Source organism: Flavobacterium sp. K77 (assembly GCF_021608205.1).
GTDB classification, from domain to species: Bacteria; Bacteroidota; Bacteroidia; order Flavobacteriales; family Flavobacteriaceae; genus Flavobacterium; species Flavobacterium turcicum.
Map to the genome: position 1 here is coordinate 139,004 of NZ_JAKIHO010000004.1, position 17,477 is coordinate 156,480.

Sequence of the window (17,477 nt, forward strand, 5' to 3'; positions counted from 1 at the left end):
TTTTGAGGCTGTTTCAGTGCATTCTAAAATTTTTTAATATAAAACCTATTTTTTTGTGTGGGTTTGAATAAAAATTTTATTTTTGCCACTCACTAAATTAAATTGAAATGGCAACTTACAATAAGAGAGGATATAAAGTACCAAAAGAAAAAGAAGTTAAGGAAGAAGCAGTAGAAGCAGTGGTTATTGATGACAAAGACAGTACAACTGCCGAAGTATTTTCTAAATTAGACGAGACTGCATCCAAAACGGAAGATTTTGTTGCTAAAAATCAGAAAGTTATTCTAGGATTTGTTGCTGCCGCAGCTATTGTAACTATTGGTTACTTGGCTTACCAACGATTTATTGCTGCTCCAAAAGAGGATGAAGCTGCTAACGAAATGTTTGTTGCACAACAAAATTTTCAAAAAGCTACTGATGGTGTAGCGAGCGATTCATTATACAAATTGGCTTTGAACGGATCTGAAGGGAAATTTGGATTTGTAAAATTAGCGGATGAGTATTCTGGTACAGCTGCCGGAAATTTAGCGAACTACTACGCAGGTATCGCTTACCTAAACACTGGAAAGTACACAGAAGCTATTGATTATTTAAACAAATTTTCATCAGAAGATATTGTACTTTCAGCTTTGGCTAAAGGAGCAATTGGAGATGCTTATTCACAAAAGAACCAACAAAAAGAGGCTTTAGAGTATTATATCAAAGCAGCTGAAATGAATAAAAACGACTTTACTACACCACGCTTTTTGCTAAAAGCTGGTAAAGTAGCATTGGCTCTTGGTAACAAAGCGGATGCCTTGAAGTATTTTACAGATATTAAAGAAAACTACGAAGCAACTCCAGAAGCAGCATCTGTTGATGTATTGATCGGATTGTCTCAGTAAGTTTAACTTACAATACATAGCGAAGGTTAGTGGTTGCATTGGCTTTAAGATTTTCTTCTTAATCCTTGTAACTTCTAACCTTCTCTCGTATCTTTAACTTTTAAAATCATACAATAAAATTAACCTTTATGGCTACTGAAAATAAAAATTTATCTGATTACGACAAAAGTGCAATTCCTGATGCGAGCAATTTTCGATTCGGAATTGTCGTTGCAGAATGGAATGAAATAATTACCGAGGGTTTGTTCAACGGTGCATATCAAGCATTGATCGAAAATGAAGTTCCTCAGGCGAATATTGTGCGTTGGAATGTTCCTGGAAGTTTTGAACTTATTTATGGTTCGAAAAAAATGTTGCAAACTCAAAATATTGATGCGGTTATCGCTATTGGTTGCGTAATCCAAGGTCAAACAAAACACTTTGATTTTGTTTGCGAAGGCGTTACTCAAGGTATTAAAGATTTGAATATTCAAACGGATATTCCGGTTATATTTTGTGTTTTGACAGACAATACCATGCAGCAGTCTCTTGATAGAAGTGGTGGTGTACATGGCAACAAAGGTACCGAAGCAGCTATTGCAGCGATTAAAATGGCCTACATTCGTCAACAAGCTAGTTTACAACACCAATTCAATCATCAGCCAAAATTAGCCGCTGCCGCTTTGCAAATTGAAGATGGAACGCTAAATCTAGAAGAATAAAATTATTTTATAAGTTCCCAGAAACCCATATTGTTGCAAAAACAGTATGGGTTTTTTGTTTTATTTAAGAGTGCAAAGTAGTCCTTTGCAGCTATAATTTCCTTAAATTTGTGCCTCTTGGTTTAAAAAAATAAACCACCAACTTTTAAATCTATTTTTTTAATGTCGAGTATTATTCAATTGCTTCCTGATCATGTTGCTAACCAGATTGCTGCCGGTGAAGTTGTTCAAAGACCAGCATCAGTAGTGAAGGAATTACTGGAAAATGCGGTTGATGCGAAGGCCACTGATATCAAATTAATTATTAAAGATGCCGGTAAAGCGCTTGTGCAAGTTATTGATAACGGGCAAGGAATGAGTGTAACAGATGCGCGCCTGTGTTTTGAGCGCCATGCTACTTCAAAAATTCGTTTGGCCGAAGATTTATTTTCGCTACATACAAAAGGATTCCGCGGTGAGGCTTTAGCTTCAATCGCTGCAATTGCACACGTAGAGCTGAAAACCAAACAAGATCAAGAGGAGTTAGGACATCATATTATAATTGAAGGCAGTAAATTTGTTTCACAAGAAATGGCGGTGCTTCCAAAAGGGACGTCGTTTGCTATCAAAAACTTATTTTTTAATATTCCGGCGCGTCGAAATTTTTTAAAATCGGATGTGGTCGAATTTCGTCATGTGGTCGATGAATTTCAGCGCGTAGCATTGGCACACCCGTCTATTTATTTTACTTTTTACCACAACGGTAGCGAGATGTTTAATTTGCCTCCAGCAAGTTTTAGGCAACGTATTGTTGGTGTTTTTTCCGGAAAAACAAACGAGAAATTGGTTCCGGTACAGGAAGAAACAGATATTGTAACCATTCAAGGTTTTGTGAGCAAACCCGAATTTGCTAAAAAAAGCCGAGGGGAACAATTTTTCTTCGTAAACGATCGCTACATCAAAAGCGGTTACTTGCATCATGCAGTCATGTCTGCTTACGACGGGATTTTAAAAGACGGTGCGCAACCGAGCTATTTTTTATACCTGCAAGTGCCACCGAATACGATAGATATCAATATTCATCCTACCAAAACTGAAATTAAGTTTGATGATGAACATGCTTTGTATGCTATTCTTCGTGCGGCTATCAAACACAGTTTGGGTCAGTTTAATGTTGCTCCAGTTTTAGATTTTGACAGAGATGCCAATTTAGATACGCCTTATCATTACAAGGATTTGACAGGCGAAACACCAACTATTCAGGTAGATGGTAATTTTAATCCTTTTGCAGAACAAAAACCAAAAGCGTCTTTTTCTTCGTATAAAAAAACAGAGCCTACTGCTAGTTGGGAAAGTTTGTATGTGGGTCTTAAGCAAGATACTTTTGAGGTTGGGCAGATGAATTTTGAAAATGAAGAGGTAACATCGTCATTGTTTGGTGATGATGAGGTGGAGCAAGCCGTTCATAAAACGTATCAAATTCATAAAAAATATATTGTATCGTCCATAAAATCCGGAATGGTGATTGTAGATCAGCAGCGTGCGCACCAAAGAGTTTTGTACGAACAATTTTTGGTTAACATGACAGTAAATCAAGCGGCTAGTCAACAATTGCTTTTTCCTCTCAATTTATTTTATTCGACAACTGAGATGGAGTTAATCAAAGAGTTGCAACAAGCATTGGTTCACACAGGTTTTGTATTTGATGACAATGCTACTGATCATATTGTTATTTCGGGGATTCCCGTTAATGTGACTGAGAGTGAGGTTTCGATGGTTTTAGAGCAATTGTTAAGTGATTTACAAGACGGAATTCCTGATAGTAGTTTCAGTCAAAATGATACTATTGCCAAGTCAATGGCCAAAAGTCTAGCCGTTAAAACAGGCACACATCTCTCTGAAAAAGAGCAAGAAAATTTAGTAAACGGCTTGTTTGCTTGCAAGGAGCCTAATGTGTCCCCATTTCAAAAACCGACCTTTATTACCATGCGTGTAGAGGATCTTGATAAAAAATTTGCAGTATGAGAAATATGACCGAAACCGTAAAGCAACTAATTATTATTAATTTTTTGTTTTTTGCAGGAACGTATCTACTTGGCGAGCCTGTATATAAAATATTGTCTTTATATTTTCCTGAAAACACCCATTTTAAAGTGTGGCAACCGTTGTCGCACATGTTTATGCATGGTGGTTTTATGCATATTTTTTTCAATATGTTTGCGCTGTATTCTTTTGGATCGACTCTTGAACAACGTTGGGGCAGTAGCAAGTTTTTATTTTTTTATATTTCTTGTGGTTTAGGTGCCGCTTTGCTGCATACAGGAGTAAATTATTATTTCTTCCAATCTGGGATTGACGCTTTGGCTTCGAATGGTTTTACAAAAGCAGAGGTGATGCAATTGTTGCAGCAAGGGCAGGTTAATCCAAAATGGCAAGAGGCAATGTCTCCAACTGCTTTCTATAATTTTGTTTCGGCTTATGGTGGTACTGCTGTTGGTGCATCTGGTGCTATTTATGGGGTTATGGTGGCTTTTGCTTTTATGTTCCCAAATGTCGAAATGTTTATGATGTTTGTGCCAATTCCTATCAAAGCCAAGTATTTTGTTCCCGCAGTTTTACTTTTGGATTTGTATTCAGGAATAGTTGGGAAATCAGTTTTGGGTGGTGGCAGCGGAATTGGGCATTTTGCGCACATAGGCGGAGCGCTTGTTGGTTTTTTAATGATGTGGTATTGGAAAAAAAATCAATTCAATAAAAATCGTTGGAACTAACTTTTCATTTTGCCTCAAATTAATTATTTTTAAATGCCGATTTATTTAATAGCTGAAATCGTATGGGGATTATTGATGATTTAAAATTACAATACAAAATGGGTGGCATCGTGATCCGACTCATTTTTTGGAATATCGCTTGTTTTGTTTTGCCTTGGCTTTTGTTTTCAATCCTTTCTTTGGCTGGAGTACAAATTGATTACTTGCAGTATGTAAGTTTGTCTTCAGATCCTGTTGATTTACTTTGGAAGCCGTGGTCATTGCTTACGTATGCCTTCTTCCATAATGATTTCATGCACATTTTGTTCAATTTATTGGTGCTTAACTTTTCAGGACGATTATTTTTAACCTATTTTACAGGCAAACAATTATTTGGTTTGTACGTTCTCAGTGCCATTTTTGCTGGCTTGGTGTACTGCTTGGTGTTTTATTTGTTGGGTGTGAGTATGCCTATCATTGGCGCTTCAGCTGCTATCATGGCTATTTTAGTAGCAGTAACTACTTATAATCCTTTGATGGATTTGCGATTATTAATCATTGGTAATGTAAAATTATGGCATATTACAGCTGTAATTTTGATTATGGACTTGATGCAATTGCGCTCTGCTAATATGGGAGGCCATTTGTCTCATTTAGGAGGAGCATTGTTTGGTTACATTTTTATAAAGTGTTTACAAAATGGTACTGATTTATCAAAAGGTGTTACTCAATTAATAAACTTTTTTGTAAACGGATTGAAGAGGAAACAAGGAACACCGTTCAAGGCAGTTCATAAAACGTATCAAAAACCTGTTTCAAACACAAGTTCACGAATTGTAATAAAAGATGAATCTCAGCAACAAATTGATGCTATTTTAGATAAAATTAGTCAATCAGGTTATGATAGTTTGTCTAAAGAAGAAAAAGAATTTTTGTTCAAAGTAGGGAAGTAGTTCATTTGTTTGCAAAGTGCAAATGATGTTTTAAATTAGTTGGCATGAAAAATCTTTCTTGGTTCAATAAAGGAATGTTCTTGTTGAATATCCTCTTAACTCTAGTTACATTTATCGCGTATTTGTTGCCTTTTTTGGCTCCAAAATCGTTCCCGATACTTTCGGTGCTAACGCTTTTTATGCCTGTGTTTTTTATTTTCAATGCGTTGTTTTTTGTTTATTGGACCCTTCAATTTAAAAAACAATTGGTGGTATCGGGTTTGGTTTTATTAATCGGAATCACTTTTATCAATAAATTTTACAAATTTTCGCATCCAAATTTTCCAGTTGAAGAGAAAGATTTTACGGTAATGAGTTACAATGTGCGTTTGCTCAACGTTTTTAAATGGATTGATCGCGATGATGTTCCTACTGATATCCTCGGTTTCGTCAACGAAAAAAATCCAGATATTCTGTGTATTCAAGAGTATTCTGCTAGTGCTGGAATCGATTTAAAAGTATATCCGCACCGTTATATTCATACTTCAGGAGATCAAATCAAATCGGGACAGGCTATTTTTTCTAAATTTCCTATTATTGATCGCGGTCATATTGTTTTTCCAAACTCAAGTAATAATGTGATTTATGCTGATATTAAGCGAGGAAAAGATATTATCAGAGTGTACAACATGCACTTGCAATCGATCAAAATTTCGCCCGACGTAAATGAAATTGATGAAAATATTGATGCCATCAACCAGAGCAAATCGCAAAAACTATTTTTTAGAATAAGCAAAGCTTTCAAACAACAACAGCAACAAGCAGCTTTATTTAGCGAGCACAAAGCGCAATGCACGTATCCGATCATCATTTGTGGTGATATGAACAACAGTGCATTTTCGTATGTGTATCGCAATATAAAGGGTAAAATGAAGGACAGTTTTGAAGAAGCAGGTACAGGTTTCGGAGAAACGTATAAATTCAGATACTATCCGGCACGTATTGATTACATTTTTGCCGATGAAAAAATGAAGGTGAAAGACTTCGAGAGTTTTCCAAAATTCATCAATTCGGATCATTTTCCAATTATGGCGCGCCTTTCCTACGAATAAAATTTATTAAAGGTGCAGTAGCGGTTGTTTCTTAAGATAATCCAACGCAAATTTCCCTTCGTTAAAAAGTAAATCTAAAGTACTTAAGTTGTTTATGAATCCAAACTTATCATCAAATACTTGTGTGTAGGGTTCAAAAACGGATGTGTCTTTTTTGCCGTTGGCTAAATGTCTAAAATCTATAGATTTACCATCAGTAATTTCAGGTGAATAGACTGTTGTTTTGGTATAATCGAGTTTCAATCGCAGGCATTTCAAAACGATTTCTAGCGCTTCAAAATTTAAGTCTAATAAAAACTCGTGCTGTTTTTCAAATAAAGGTCTGATATCGTCTTCAAAAAATTCAAAGAATGGTGAACTTCTATAAGCAGCTTCCAAAGATTTAAAATGCTGTTTTTGCCATCCAAAATCGTTCTCAATGCGAATGTCTTTTGTTTTCTGGCGGTTCTCTTTTGAATGTTTTATAGGGATATTTAAAAGCTGAATTCCGTTTGGACTGTAAATATAGGTACGGTTACGGCTAGTTTGTTTTTGGAAATTATCTTCTACTTCAAAGCTTACTTGATCCGCTTGTGCAATAGCAGCAAATTGACTTATGGATGGGAAGTAGGTAGGGTGTAAAATAATATTCATGATCGTTTGAAATAAAATGAGTAATAAAAAACAAAAATTCATAAAGGAAATCGACTGCTTTCCTTTATGAATTTTATTTGAGTATTTGAGTTTTAAACTTTTGAAGCTTTTCTCTTTTTCCAGAAATAATCTCCTACGAAAAATACGACTAATCCAATCAAAAATAATTGTAGATACGATTGTGGTTGTCCTTCGCCACTTACGGTGGTAAACACGCGTTCCCAACGAATTTTATTCAATCCTTTTCCATTTGGATCAATGCTCAACCAAATGAAAATTGGTTTTCCTACAATATGATTTTCAGGTACAAAGCCCCAATAACGGCTATCTTCAGAGTTGTGGCGGTTGTCACCCATCATCCAATAGTAATTTTGTTTAAAAGTGTAAGTAGTAGCTACTTTTCCGTTGATGCGGATTTCATTTCCCGTAACTTTTAAATCATTTTGATCATAATCGCTAATAATAGTTTTGTAGAAAGGCAACGTAGCGCTGTTCAAAGCTACCGTTTTCCCAGCTTCAGGAATGTAAATTGGTCCGTAGTTATCACTATTCCACTTTTGTAAATGAGGGAAAACACCTTTACCAAAGTTAGCCTGATCAACATCTTTAGCAATTTGTCTAACTACTGCTGTTACTCCTGGAGTATTTTTTAAAACCTCTGCAGATGCTTCGGTTAAAGCGCTCATGAAGATGGTATCTTTCGTTGTTTCATTGGTATAAAAAGCGCGATCAGTAATATCAAGTTCTTTAAAAAGATATTCTAAATCAATAGGCGTTTTACCATCAAGTGCAACTTTGTATGAGAATTGCGGTTTTGCGCGTTCAGGCAACGTTAATAATTTGCCATCAATATAAACGTAACCGTCTTTAATCGATAATGAATCACCAGGGATACCAACGCATCTTTTTACATAATTCGATTTTTTGTCAATTGGTTTGTCGGCTCTTCTTTTTGACGTGTCAAAAAATTTATAAACCGTATCTACAGGCCAGTTGAAAACCACGATGTCGGTACGATCTATTTTTTGAGTGCCAGGCATGCGCATGTAAGGCAATTGAGGCCATTTTAAGTATGATTTTTTGTGCGTTAATGGGATAGAATCATGTACCATTGGTAATGCAACGGTGGTCATAGGTACTCTTGCGCCATAATTCACCTTACTTACAAACAAAAAGTCACCAACTAACAATGATTTTTCAAGTGATGATGTCGGGATTGTGTAAGGTTGAATAAAATACGTATGAACGATTGTTGCCACCACAATGGCAAACAATAATGAACTAATTGTATCAGCAGCTTTGGTTTGTGGTGTCAAATTTCTATCCGCTATGTACGTCAATTTTTGATTGTAATTGATGTAGTAGATGTACAATCCTAAAGTTACGATTCCTAAAAAGGTATCTAAAGAACTTCTTTTTCCAAAACTTCGCAAGGTTTCAACCCAAATTACTGGAAACAAAATTAAATTGATAATTGGTATAAAAAGCAATACGGTCCACCAAGTTGGTCGGCCAATTATTTTCATTAAAACAATGGCATTGTAAACAGGAATAGCTGCTTCCCAGCTTTTGCGCCCAGCGGCAACATACAATTTCCAAGTTCCTAAAAAGTGGATCAACTGTACTATCAAGAAAAAAACGAACCATTGATATGCTGTCATGATATATTTATTTTAGTAATAGAGCCGCATTTTATGATACTACTCTACTTAAAGTTATTTGTTTGATTATAATTCTAGAACGTCGCGCATCGTAAATATTCCTGTTTTACCTACAATCCATTCCGCGGCAATAACTGCGCCTAACGCAAAACCTTCACGATTGTGTGCCGTGTGTTTTATTTCGATAGCATCAACAGTAGAGTCGTACGTCACAGTATGCGTCCCAGGAACTGTTCCTCTACGTTTGGCTTCAATGTGGATTTCATTTGCAGAAGCATTTTCCAATGTCCAATTGTTGTAATTGCTGTTTTCAATGATGCCTTTGGCTAATGAAATGGCAGTACCACTTGGGGCATCTAATTTTTGAGTATGGTGAATTTCTTCCATGCTTACGCCATAACTATTAAATTTAGCCATCATTTTAGCTAGGTATTCATTCAACTCAAAAAAGATATTTACTCCTAAACTGAAATTAGAGCTCGATATAAAAGCACCTTTTTTCTCTGTGCAAAGTGCAGCAACAGCTTCGTATTGGTCTAGCCAACCTGTCGTGCCTGATATAACAGGTACATTAGCATGAAAACAACTACTGATGTTGTTGGCTGCAGCGCTTGGTACACTAAAATCAATTGCTACATCAGCTTGTTCTAGTCCATCAAAGCTATTATTTTGATCTTTTTTTAAAACGATTTCATGGCCCCTTTCAAGAGCAATTCGCTCTATAACTTGACCCATTTTTCCGTATCCTAAAAGCGCAATTTTCATTTTTTATTTTTTAAATTTTTTATAATAGAGACCAATTGGAGCCAAGCTTATCAACGCTCCCAAGAAAAACCCTGAGAAAAAATCATTCATTTTAATCGGTGCAAAAAGACTGATTTCAGAATAATTTACTACTGTTATTACCAGTAAAGCGGTTATTAGTAGCAGATATTGGTTTCGAGTTGTGTTTGCTAGTAATGCCATAGCGATGTAATTTTTAAAAGCGATAATTTAATGTTAGTCCAACATTAGTACGCATTGTTACATCATTTGGATAAAGAACTGGTTTTAGCGATAAGTTTTCATCAACATTAAACTGTAATAAAGCCGCATCAACATTGGCATCTATGATGTTGAGAGCATAAAAAGCTGCAATAAATAAAGCAGATAAATCGCGGTTACGTTGGTAAAATTTTTGACCAGCAATCAAACGGTTGTTGTCTAAAAATGCTAAATCTTCGGTTACTACGCCTTCCAATCGCGCTTTGTACGCATTGCGATACTGACGGTACCTTTTGTTGCTGTCAACATAAAAGTAAACACTAGTTCCAATAGCCCCATAGACTAGCGGAATTTTCCAATATTTTTTGTTGTAGGCTTGCCCTAAACCAGGCAAAACAGCCGAATAAAAGGCTGCTTTGGCAGGGGTTAATGGGTCGATATTGTTAGATTGTACAGAATCTTTTGCAACTAAAATGGTAGCGTTTTCATCTTGGGCAAAAACAGAAACGCTGGTTAGCAAGCACAGAAGCAATACAAGGATTGACGATTTAAACACTAGGTTTTAATTAGTTTAATAATTCTATTAAAATCTTCCTCAGAGTGAAAAGGAATAGTAATTTTTCCTTTTCCGTTACCAGCCACTTTAACATCTACTTTGGTTCCAAAATAGGAGGCAAAATCATTTTTATGATCTTCGGCAATCTCAAATGAGGCTGCTTTTGGTTTACCGGCTGCTTTTGGTTTCAAACTTTCTTGGTAGTTTTTTACCAAAGTTTCTGTTTCGCGTACCGATAAATTTTGACTTACGATTTTTTGGTAAATATCAGCTTGAGCATCTTGGTTCTCAATATTAATGATAGCACGACCGTGACCCATGCTTATAAAACCATCACGTATTCCGGTTTGAATGATTGGATCTAATTTTAACAGACGTAAATAATTGGCAATCGTAGATCTTTTTTTACCCACACGCTCGCTCATTTGCTCCTGCGTCAACTGAATTTCATCCATCAAACGTTGGTATGAAAGTGCAATTTCGATAGGATCAAGGTCATGGCGCTGAATGTTTTCTACCAAGGCCATTACCAGCGACTCGTTATCGTTAGCAATTCGGATGTAAGCAGGTACAGTAGTTAAGCCTACAAGGGTAGAGGCACGCAAACGACGTTCCCCTGATATTAATTGAAATTTATTGAAATCTAATTTACGTACAGTAATAGGTTGAATAACCCCGAGTTCTTTGATCGAAGTGGCCAATTCACGTAATGATTCCTCATTAAAATTACTTCTTGGCTGGAACGGGTTAATTTCAATTGCTGCAATTTCAAGCTCAATAATATTACCTACAACCTTATCGGCATTTTTATCATCAACGGATTTGATATCGTTTTCAGGATCTTTTAACAATGCTGATAATCCTCTTCCTAAGGCTTGTTTTTTAATTGCTTGTGCCATAAAATTATTTACTGTTTTTCTTTATTATCTCTTGTGCAAGGTGCAAGTAATTTACAGCTCCTTTACTTGTAGCATCATAGTTAATAATGCTTTCACCAAAACTTGGTGCTTCGCTTAGTTTTACATTGCGTTGAATGATGGTTTCAAAAACCATATCGTTAAAGTGTTTTTGAACTTCTTCAACAACTTGGTTAGACAAACGCAAGCGCGAGTCAAACATAGTCAGCAATAATCCTTCAATGTCTAAGTTTGGATTGTGAATTTTTTGGATACTTTTAATAGTATTCAATAATTTTCCCAGACCTTCTAACGCAAAGTATTCACATTGAATAGGAATAACTACTGAATCTGCCGCTGTCAAAGCATTCAAAGTTAATAAACCTAACGATGGTGCGCAGTCTATGATAATATAATCGTACTCTTCGCGAACACTTTCTAGCGCTTTTTTAAGCATGTATTCACGATTTTCCTTGTCAACCAACTCAATTTCTATAGCAACAAGGTCAATATGCGCAGGAATAACATCCACATTGGGAGCTGAACAGGTAACAACAGCTTCTTTTGGAGTGTGACTGTGCTCCAATATTTGATACGTACCTATTTCAACTGATTCTACATCAATACCCAATCCTGACGAAGCATTGGCCTGCGGATCAGCATCTATTAGTAATACTTTTTTTTCTAAAACGCCTAATGAAGCAGCAAGATTGACCGATGTAGTAGTCTTTCCAACGCCTCCTTTTTGATTAGCAATCGCGATGATTTTGCCCATTTATTTTTCTGAATTTTGAACCGTAAAAATACAATTTTTTATGGTTCATGAAAATCTATTTTGTTAACAATCGATTAACCACGATTTAAAAGTATTACATCAACTGTTCTTTTTTGTCTTTACTTTTTTTATTTTAAAGCTATTCCAGCTGTGCACTTCAAGGTTTCGCAGTCGTATTTACTTTTTTAAGTCCCAAAAGGAGCTTCCTTTGGTCGCTCTTTTAGGTCTAAAAAAGTAGCATACAACCTGCGCAACGCTTTTCGTTGCCATCTGGGCTAGGGAAGGCCTGCCCGATTCAAAAGTAATCAGGCCCAGCTGATTTATTACTTAAAAAATATTTCTAGTCGATATTAAACAAAATACTTGCGCAAGCCAAAAAGAGTTGTATATTTGCACCCGCTTTCGGGGTGTAGCGTAGCTCGGTTATCGCGCCTGCTTTGGGAGCAGGAGGCCGCAGGTTCGAATCCTGCCACCCCGACAAAAGCCGAACAATCTTGTTCGGCTTTTTTTTATTCCTCTATAATCAGATAATAAAAACTGATTCCAGCCTCTGTTTTTTACAATAATAAAAACTTACTTTTGTGCTGTTACAAAATTAAATCGCAAGTATTATGTCAGATTCAATCGAAAAAATAAAATGTCTTATCATAGGATCAGGACCAGCAGGTTACACAGCAGCTATTTATGCTGCTAGAGCTAATATGAATCCAGTGGTATATCAAGGAATGCAGCCTGGTGGACAATTGACCACTACAAATGAAGTAGAAAACTGGCCAGGAAATCCAGAAGGAATTACAGGACCAGAAATGATGGTGGGCCTTCAAGCGCAAGCACAACGTTTTGGTACTGATGTGCGTGACGGTTGGGCAACCAAAGTAGACTTTTCAGGACCAATTCATAAAGTTTGGATAAATGAAACCAAAGAGCTACACTGTGAAACTGTAATCATTTCAACAGGAGCATCTGCTAAATATTTAGGTTTGCCTTCAGAGCAGCATTATTTACAAATGGGCGGTGGCGTTTCGGCATGTGCTGTTTGTGATGGTTTTTTCTATAGAAATCAAGAGGTTGTAATTGTTGGTGCAGGAGATTCTGCTTGTGAAGAAGCGCATTATTTATCTAAACTTTGTAAAAAAGTAACTATGCTAGTTCGTAGCGAAAAATTTAGAGCCTCTAAAATTATGGAAGCTCGCGTTCGTAAAACGGAAAATATTGAAATTTTACTAAACCATGATACTGTTGAAGTATTAGGTGACGGTCAAGTGGTAGAGGCTATCAAGGTTTTGAATAAATCTACTAACGAAACATACGATATTCCTGCAACTGGATTTTTTGTAGCCATTGGTCACAAGCCAAATACAGATATCTTTAAGGAATATATCACTTTAGACGAAACGGGTTACATTGTTAACACTCCAGGAAGTTCTAAAACTAATGTGGAAGGTGTTTTTGTAGCAGGTGATGCCGCTGATCACGTTTACCGTCAAGCAATTACTGCTGCTGGAACAGGATGTATGGCTGCGCTAGATGCAGAGAGATATTTGGCTGCACAAGAGTAAAAGAGTTAATTTTAAATAAAAAAGTCCCATTTGCTGAAGCAAATGGGACTTTTTTGTAAAACTGCGTTTTAGCACTGAATTTATTTTAGTTTTTTAATCAATTTGGCTTCATCACTAAATTGTTTTAATTCAATTTTTGGATTGCCAATAAGTTGTACTTCAGCTTTTGTTGAGGCTGAAATTGTTATTGTGCTGCTAGCATTTACGGCACTTGTTGTGTAACCCTCAGCTACCAAAGTTACATTTTTTAAAGTAAGTTTGTTGGCTGTCAATGTAGCGTTGTTGTCAAGGCGAATAGTTGCTGTAGTTGCGTCTCCTTCAATTTTTGCTTCTGATTTTTGGTACTGATCAATTTGTAAATCAGTTGCATTTATTAATGCTTTGACAGTTGCATTTTTACTTAATTCCAAACGACAATTTTCAGATTTAATATTTAGTTCAGCCTTAACCTTGTCATTGGCTTTGTATTCAAAATTACTTGCGTTAATGTTCATGAAGAGGGCAACATTATCTGTAGCATCCAATTTTATTGAAGGCAACAACAATTCTTGTATTGCAGTAACTTTTGCTTCACCTTTAGCCGTAATTTGTCTTAAGGCTCCCGTATAGCTGAGGCGCACCAAAAGTTTTTTATACGAGGTGGCATTTTTGGTGGTGTAAATTCGTAAGGTTCCGTCGCGTTCTTCTACTTTAATTCCATCTTGTAAATTCTCATCAGCTTCAATTTTCAAATCTGCTTTTTCGCCACGTTCTAGGTTGATTTCTAGGTTGTCCTCAATTTCTAAACGTTCAAAATCAGCAATAGTTCTGTTTTCAACAGTGACTATTTTACTGCCTTTTATTTTTTCTTTTTTTTGAGCGGTTGCGATTGTAAAGCAAAGTAGTAAAAGCAGGGCGGCATATTTTTTCATAGTATAAACGAATTAGGTATGTAACAAATATAAAAAAATCATCCACTTGTGATGGATGATTTAATTTCTTTTTGTGATTTGTTACTCCTGACGGCTAATGCTTCCGCCGGAGCTTGTGTTTTTTTGAATACGCTTTGGAGTTTTGTGATACGTTATCGAACCACCGCTTGAAGCTTCTGCTGATAAGGATACAATTGGGTAAACACTGGTACTTGCACCGCTTGACACATCTGCTATTACCTCGTTGGCGAGTAATTCATTGGCTTTAATTTCGCTACCACTTGAGGCGCTAGTTTTTATTTGCAATGCTTTTCCTTGCACAGTAATGTTACTTCCGCTGCTACTATCACAAGATAACATATCCGATTCAATTTCGATATTGATACTGCCGGCACTCGAAGTGTTTAAGCGTACATTTTCGCCTATAAGTAAATTAGCACTTTCTATTGATGCTGTACTTGTAGCTTCTAATTCATCGATAGTTGGCATTTTAACTGTTACTTTTAACTTGCTAGCGTCGCTTACAGAAATTTTATCTAGTGTGATTACTAAAGTTCCATTCTCAACAGTTGTAGTCAAGTGTTCTTGTAAATTGTCATCGGTTTCAACCACAACTTCTATTTTATCAGCTTGCTCTAATACAACTTCAATTGAATTGTTTACCTCAATACTAGTAAAACTACTGCTGATGTTACGTTTTTGTGTAGTAATATTTCCGCTGCCTTCAATCGAGTTGAAGTTGATGCTGTGATTGCAGGAGCCTAGTAACAATGCTGTTAATACTACTGCAATAAATTTGGTTATTATGGTGATTAGTTTTAACATGATTAGTTTCTTTTTTCGATTATACCATCTTTACTTATTGTCAATCCTTTTCCAGTTGATTTTTGATTCCCTTTTTCGGTAACATTTATAATTTCTCCATTTACGCGAACAGTCGTAGTAGTAATGCTATCGTTTTCAGTTTCATTATTTGATACATCGATTGATATGTTTTCGGTATCCACATCGTTATATTCGTTCTCATCAGCTGGGCAATTCAAACATTTGGCTTGGTTTTCTCCAATTTTGTATACATAATTATCTGAACTGTAGTGCAGGTTAAAAAATTCATCATCAGAGCGATCGTAGTTTTGCATGCTTGCATCTGGCTTGATCATCGTGCCTTGAGGTACAAATAATGTGATTTCTACTTCTTGGTCGCGGTACTTATTTTTTAATTCTGTTAATAAGTAATTGTTAAACACCAAGCGATTACCATTAATAGTATAGTTGTATTTAATTGCCTCAGCTCTGTTTTTTGCTTCTGATAACGATTTACCTCTGGCTTCTTTTTCAATTTGTATGTAAGCCACCTTCTCGTTTGTTTTTTCAATTCGAATACTCACTTCTGTTGAGTAAATGATGTCTGTACCTGTAGAATCCTGTGTTACAATAAAATCATTGCGATCGTCTATATTTTTAGCAAAGTAATCATTGTGTTTGAATTGAATGAAAAGCGTATCGTTTGGTTGTAAAGCTAAATTTTCTTTTTTAACCACACGTCCGTCAACTGCAAACGCACTTGCTTGTTTAATACCAATCGAAATGGCCAATGAAACAGCAATAATCCACAAGGCTAGTAAGGTGTATTTGGCGATAGATCCAATCGATTTCATGTTTGGAGCCAACAATTTGAAACCTAGTAATGATAAGAAAAAGAACGGAATTCCTACTGCAAAAAACATTAATAATCCGAAAGACCAAACAGGATAATCTGTATAATTGCCCGCCTCTATAAAGTCTTGCCAAGGAAAATCAATAAAAGCTCCTGAACCTATTGTGAAAATCCCAATTAATAAAAAGATCAAGGTTGAAACACCAGTCATGATTAAAATGATACCTAAAAACTTAGCAAATATTTTAAAAATAGTCATTACAAATTCGCTAAAAGAGTTTCCTAGTTTTCCAGCACCATTTTTAATTTGATTGCCATATTTGTCGTAATCTACATTTTTAAATTTACCAGAAACGTTCTCAAATTCTTCTCTTACTTTTTTTTCGATGTTCGAAATATTAACTGGTTCACCAGTCATTTCAAGTTTTTCAGAGGTGGTAACAGCTTCTGGTGTCACAATCCAAAGAATAAGATAAGCCAAAATTCCAGTTCCAAAACCAGCAAAAACCAAAAGGATGAGTACAATTCTAATCCAAACTGCATCAATTCCAAAATAGTGACCAAGTCCAGCAGCCACACCACCAATCATACCTTTGTCTCTATCACGGTACAATTTTTTGCTTTTACGGTAGTCTCCGGTGTTATACGTAGTTCCAGTATTTGTATCGTCCTCAATAACATAGTCTTCCGGTTGACCCATTACAGCAATTACGGCATCTACATCTTTTAAACCAACCACGTGTTTGTCACTCACTTGTTTTTCATTCAACAACTCAGAAATACGCATTTCAATGTCTTTAATAATTTCATCATGTCCTGACGAATTTGATAAAGAGCGTTTAATTGCATCAAAATATCGAGTTAATTTTTGGTATGCATCTTCATCAATATGAAAAAACATTCCGCCTAAGTTAATATTTACTGTTTTGTTCATGACTATTGTTTTTGGTTGGTTATTAAGGTTACGGCATCTGAAAGTTCAGTCCAAGTGCCACTTAGTTCTTTTAAAAATGTGTGTCCTATTTCGGTTAAACCGTAATATTTTCGAGGTGGTCCTGAGGTTGATTCCTCCCAGCGATAGTTCAGTAAACCATCGTTTTTCAAGCGGGTCAATAGCGGATAAATGGTTCCTTCTACCACCAGTAATTTTGCGTTTTTCAAAGTGTCTAATATTTCCGATGTGTAGGCATCTTGCTCTTTTAAAACAGATAGGATGCAAAACTCGAGAACACCTTTACGCATCTGTGCTTTTGTGTTTTCAATGTTCATAAGTACTTTTTTTTGATTTTTTGTTGATTAAACGATTCATTTTTTGATTGATGATTGATGATTTATTTTTGATGTTTTTTATCAGGAGCTTTTTCCCGCTTTTCATTACAATCTTTTTTAAGTAGCTCGCTGCTTCGCGCTTTCTACTTTAAAAAAGGATTTTCATTGCAATCGGGGCTAGGGGCCAAATCCTTACTTTCTAAAATCCCGTTCTAAAA

At 35.9% G+C, this 17,477-nt stretch carries 18 protein-coding genes and 1 tRNA gene; 8 read left to right on the forward strand and 11 right to left on the reverse strand.

The window, feature by feature from the left end; translation table 11 throughout:
• The first annotated feature begins 107 nt into the window (after positions 1 to 107).
• The 6 genes from L1S34_RS09440 (at position 108) to L1S34_RS09465 (ending at position 6,358) form a co-directional block, all read left to right on the forward strand.
• Positions 108 to 884: a tetratricopeptide repeat protein gene (locus tag L1S34_RS09440; RefSeq protein ID WP_166136615.1), complete on the forward strand. Its 777-nt coding sequence runs from the start codon at positions 108 to 110 to the stop codon at positions 882 to 884.
• 128 nt (positions 885 to 1,012) lie between these two features.
• Entirely contained in the window at positions 1,013 to 1,585 is a 573-nt protein-coding gene (gene ribH, locus L1S34_RS09445; RefSeq protein ID WP_236363816.1) for a 6,7-dimethyl-8-ribityllumazine synthase, read from the forward strand.
• A 162-nt stretch (positions 1,586 to 1,747) separates the two neighbouring features.
• Positions 1,748 to 3,589: a DNA mismatch repair endonuclease MutL gene (mutL, locus tag L1S34_RS09450; protein WP_236363817.1), complete on the forward strand. Its 1,842-nt coding sequence runs from the start codon at positions 1,748 to 1,750 to the stop codon at positions 3,587 to 3,589.
• Positions 3,586 to 4,335 (forward strand): rhomboid family intramembrane serine protease, encoded by a 750-nt coding sequence (locus L1S34_RS09455; protein WP_236363818.1) that lies wholly within the window; start codon positions 3,586 to 3,588, stop codon positions 4,333 to 4,335. The genes mutL and L1S34_RS09455 overlap by 4 nt, the downstream gene beginning before the upstream one ends.
• A gap of 62 nt (positions 4,336 to 4,397) precedes the next feature.
• A complete protein-coding gene (locus L1S34_RS09460) occupies positions 4,398 to 5,267 on the forward strand; it encodes a rhomboid family intramembrane serine protease (protein ID WP_236363819.1) in 870 nt (289 codons plus the stop codon).
• Between the two features lie 44 nt (positions 5,268 to 5,311).
• Entirely contained in the window at positions 5,312 to 6,358 is a 1,047-nt protein-coding gene (locus L1S34_RS09465; RefSeq protein ID WP_236363820.1) for an endonuclease/exonuclease/phosphatase family protein, read from the forward strand.
• A 6-nt stretch (positions 6,359 to 6,364) separates the two neighbouring features.
• On the opposite strand, the gene L1S34_RS09470 is transcribed toward L1S34_RS09465, so the two are convergent.
• From L1S34_RS09470 to L1S34_RS09500, 7 genes are all read right to left on the reverse strand, one after another.
• On the reverse strand, positions 6,365 to 6,991 hold the full coding sequence (locus tag L1S34_RS09470) for a WbqC family protein (protein WP_236363821.1): 627 nt from the start codon (positions 6,989 to 6,991) through the stop codon (positions 6,365 to 6,367).
• Between the two features lie 92 nt (positions 6,992 to 7,083).
• Positions 7,084 to 8,652, reverse strand: a complete 1,569-nt coding sequence (gene lepB, locus L1S34_RS09475) for a signal peptidase I (protein WP_236363822.1) — start codon at positions 8,650 to 8,652, stop codon at positions 7,084 to 7,086.
• Between the two features lie 66 nt (positions 8,653 to 8,718).
• A complete protein-coding gene (gene dapB, locus L1S34_RS09480) occupies positions 8,719 to 9,417 on the reverse strand; it encodes a 4-hydroxy-tetrahydrodipicolinate reductase (protein ID WP_236363823.1) in 699 nt (232 codons plus the stop codon).
• Between the two features lie 3 nt (positions 9,418 to 9,420).
• Entirely contained in the window at positions 9,421 to 9,618 is a 198-nt protein-coding gene (locus L1S34_RS09485) for a hypothetical protein (RefSeq protein WP_236363824.1), read from the reverse strand.
• A 13-nt stretch (positions 9,619 to 9,631) separates the two neighbouring features.
• Positions 9,632 to 10,192, reverse strand: a complete 561-nt coding sequence (locus tag L1S34_RS09490) for a DUF5683 domain-containing protein (RefSeq protein ID WP_236363825.1) — start codon at positions 10,190 to 10,192, stop codon at positions 9,632 to 9,634.
• Positions 10,192 to 11,091, reverse strand: coding sequence for a ParB/RepB/Spo0J family partition protein (locus L1S34_RS09495; protein ID WP_166136647.1), 900 nt, complete (start codon positions 11,089 to 11,091; stop codon positions 10,192 to 10,194). The genes L1S34_RS09490 and L1S34_RS09495 overlap by 1 nt, the downstream gene beginning before the upstream one ends.
• A 4-nt stretch (positions 11,092 to 11,095) precedes the next feature.
• Entirely contained in the window at positions 11,096 to 11,863 is a 768-nt protein-coding gene (locus L1S34_RS09500; RefSeq protein WP_166136650.1) for a ParA family protein, read from the reverse strand.
• Positions 11,864 to 12,266: 403 nt separating this feature from the next.
• Here L1S34_RS09500 and L1S34_RS09505 point away from each other — a divergent pair.
• Positions 12,267 to 12,341 (forward strand) — tRNA-Pro (locus L1S34_RS09505).
• Between the two features lie 133 nt (positions 12,342 to 12,474).
• Complete coding sequence (trxB, locus tag L1S34_RS09510; RefSeq protein WP_166136653.1) at positions 12,475 to 13,422, forward strand: thioredoxin-disulfide reductase; 948 nt, start codon at positions 12,475 to 12,477, stop codon at positions 13,420 to 13,422.
• Between the two features lie 80 nt (positions 13,423 to 13,502).
• Here the strand turns inward: trxB and L1S34_RS09515 are convergent, their stop codons facing one another.
• The 4 genes from L1S34_RS09515 to L1S34_RS09530 form a co-directional block, all read right to left on the reverse strand.
• Positions 13,503 to 14,333 (reverse strand): GIN domain-containing protein, encoded by an 831-nt coding sequence (locus L1S34_RS09515; protein WP_236363826.1) that lies wholly within the window; start codon positions 14,331 to 14,333, stop codon positions 13,503 to 13,505.
• 81 nt (positions 14,334 to 14,414) lie between these two features.
• On the reverse strand, positions 14,415 to 15,158 hold the full coding sequence (locus L1S34_RS09520) for a head GIN domain-containing protein (protein ID WP_236363827.1): 744 nt from the start codon (positions 15,156 to 15,158) through the stop codon (positions 14,415 to 14,417).
• 2 nt (positions 15,159 to 15,160) lie between these two features.
• Positions 15,161 to 16,924: a PspC domain-containing protein gene (locus L1S34_RS09525; RefSeq protein WP_236363828.1), complete on the reverse strand. Its 1,764-nt coding sequence runs from the start codon at positions 16,922 to 16,924 to the stop codon at positions 15,161 to 15,163.
• A gap of 2 nt (positions 16,925 to 16,926) precedes the next feature.
• On the reverse strand, positions 16,927 to 17,259 hold the full coding sequence (locus L1S34_RS09530) for a PadR family transcriptional regulator (protein WP_166136665.1): 333 nt from the start codon (positions 17,257 to 17,259) through the stop codon (positions 16,927 to 16,929).
• Between the last annotated feature and the right edge of the window lie 218 nt (positions 17,260 to 17,477).

Coding starts and splice junctions, on each gene's coding strand:
- L1S34_RS09440 (WP_166136615.1), top strand. CDS start 108: ATGGCAACTTACAATAAGAGAGGATATAAAGTACCAAAAGAAAAAGAA.
- ribH (WP_236363816.1), top strand. CDS start 1,013: ATGGCTACTGAAAATAAAAATTTATCTGATTACGACAAAAGTGCAATT.
- mutL (WP_236363817.1), top strand. CDS start 1,748: ATGTCGAGTATTATTCAATTGCTTCCTGATCATGTTGCTAACCAGATT.
- L1S34_RS09455 (WP_236363818.1), top strand. CDS start 3,586: ATGAGAAATATGACCGAAACCGTAAAGCAACTAATTATTATTAATTTT.
- L1S34_RS09460 (WP_236363819.1), top strand. CDS start 4,398: ATGGGGATTATTGATGATTTAAAATTACAATACAAAATGGGTGGCATC.
- L1S34_RS09465 (WP_236363820.1), top strand. CDS start 5,312: ATGAAAAATCTTTCTTGGTTCAATAAAGGAATGTTCTTGTTGAATATC.
- L1S34_RS09470 (WP_236363821.1), bottom strand. CDS start 6,991: ATGAATATTATTTTACACCCTACCTACTTCCCATCCATAAGTCAATTT.
- lepB (WP_236363822.1), bottom strand. CDS start 8,652: ATGACAGCATATCAATGGTTCGTTTTTTTCTTGATAGTACAGTTGATC.
- dapB (WP_236363823.1), bottom strand. CDS start 9,417: ATGAAAATTGCGCTTTTAGGATACGGAAAAATGGGTCAAGTTATAGAG.
- L1S34_RS09485 (WP_236363824.1), bottom strand. CDS start 9,618: ATGGCATTACTAGCAAACACAACTCGAAACCAATATCTGCTACTAATA.
- L1S34_RS09495 (WP_166136647.1), bottom strand. CDS start 11,091: ATGGCACAAGCAATTAAAAAACAAGCCTTAGGAAGAGGATTATCAGCA.
- L1S34_RS09500 (WP_166136650.1), bottom strand. CDS start 11,863: ATGGGCAAAATCATCGCGATTGCTAATCAAAAAGGAGGCGTTGGAAAG.
- trxB (WP_166136653.1), top strand. CDS start 12,475: ATGTCAGATTCAATCGAAAAAATAAAATGTCTTATCATAGGATCAGGA.
- L1S34_RS09515 (WP_236363826.1), bottom strand. CDS start 14,333: ATGAAAAAATATGCCGCCCTGCTTTTACTACTTTGCTTTACAATCGCA.
- L1S34_RS09520 (WP_236363827.1), bottom strand. CDS start 15,158: ATGTTAAAACTAATCACCATAATAACCAAATTTATTGCAGTAGTATTA.
- L1S34_RS09525 (WP_236363828.1), bottom strand. CDS start 16,924: ATGAACAAAACAGTAAATATTAACTTAGGCGGAATGTTTTTTCATATT.
- L1S34_RS09530 (WP_166136665.1), bottom strand. CDS start 17,259: ATGAACATTGAAAACACAAAAGCACAGATGCGTAAAGGTGTTCTCGAG.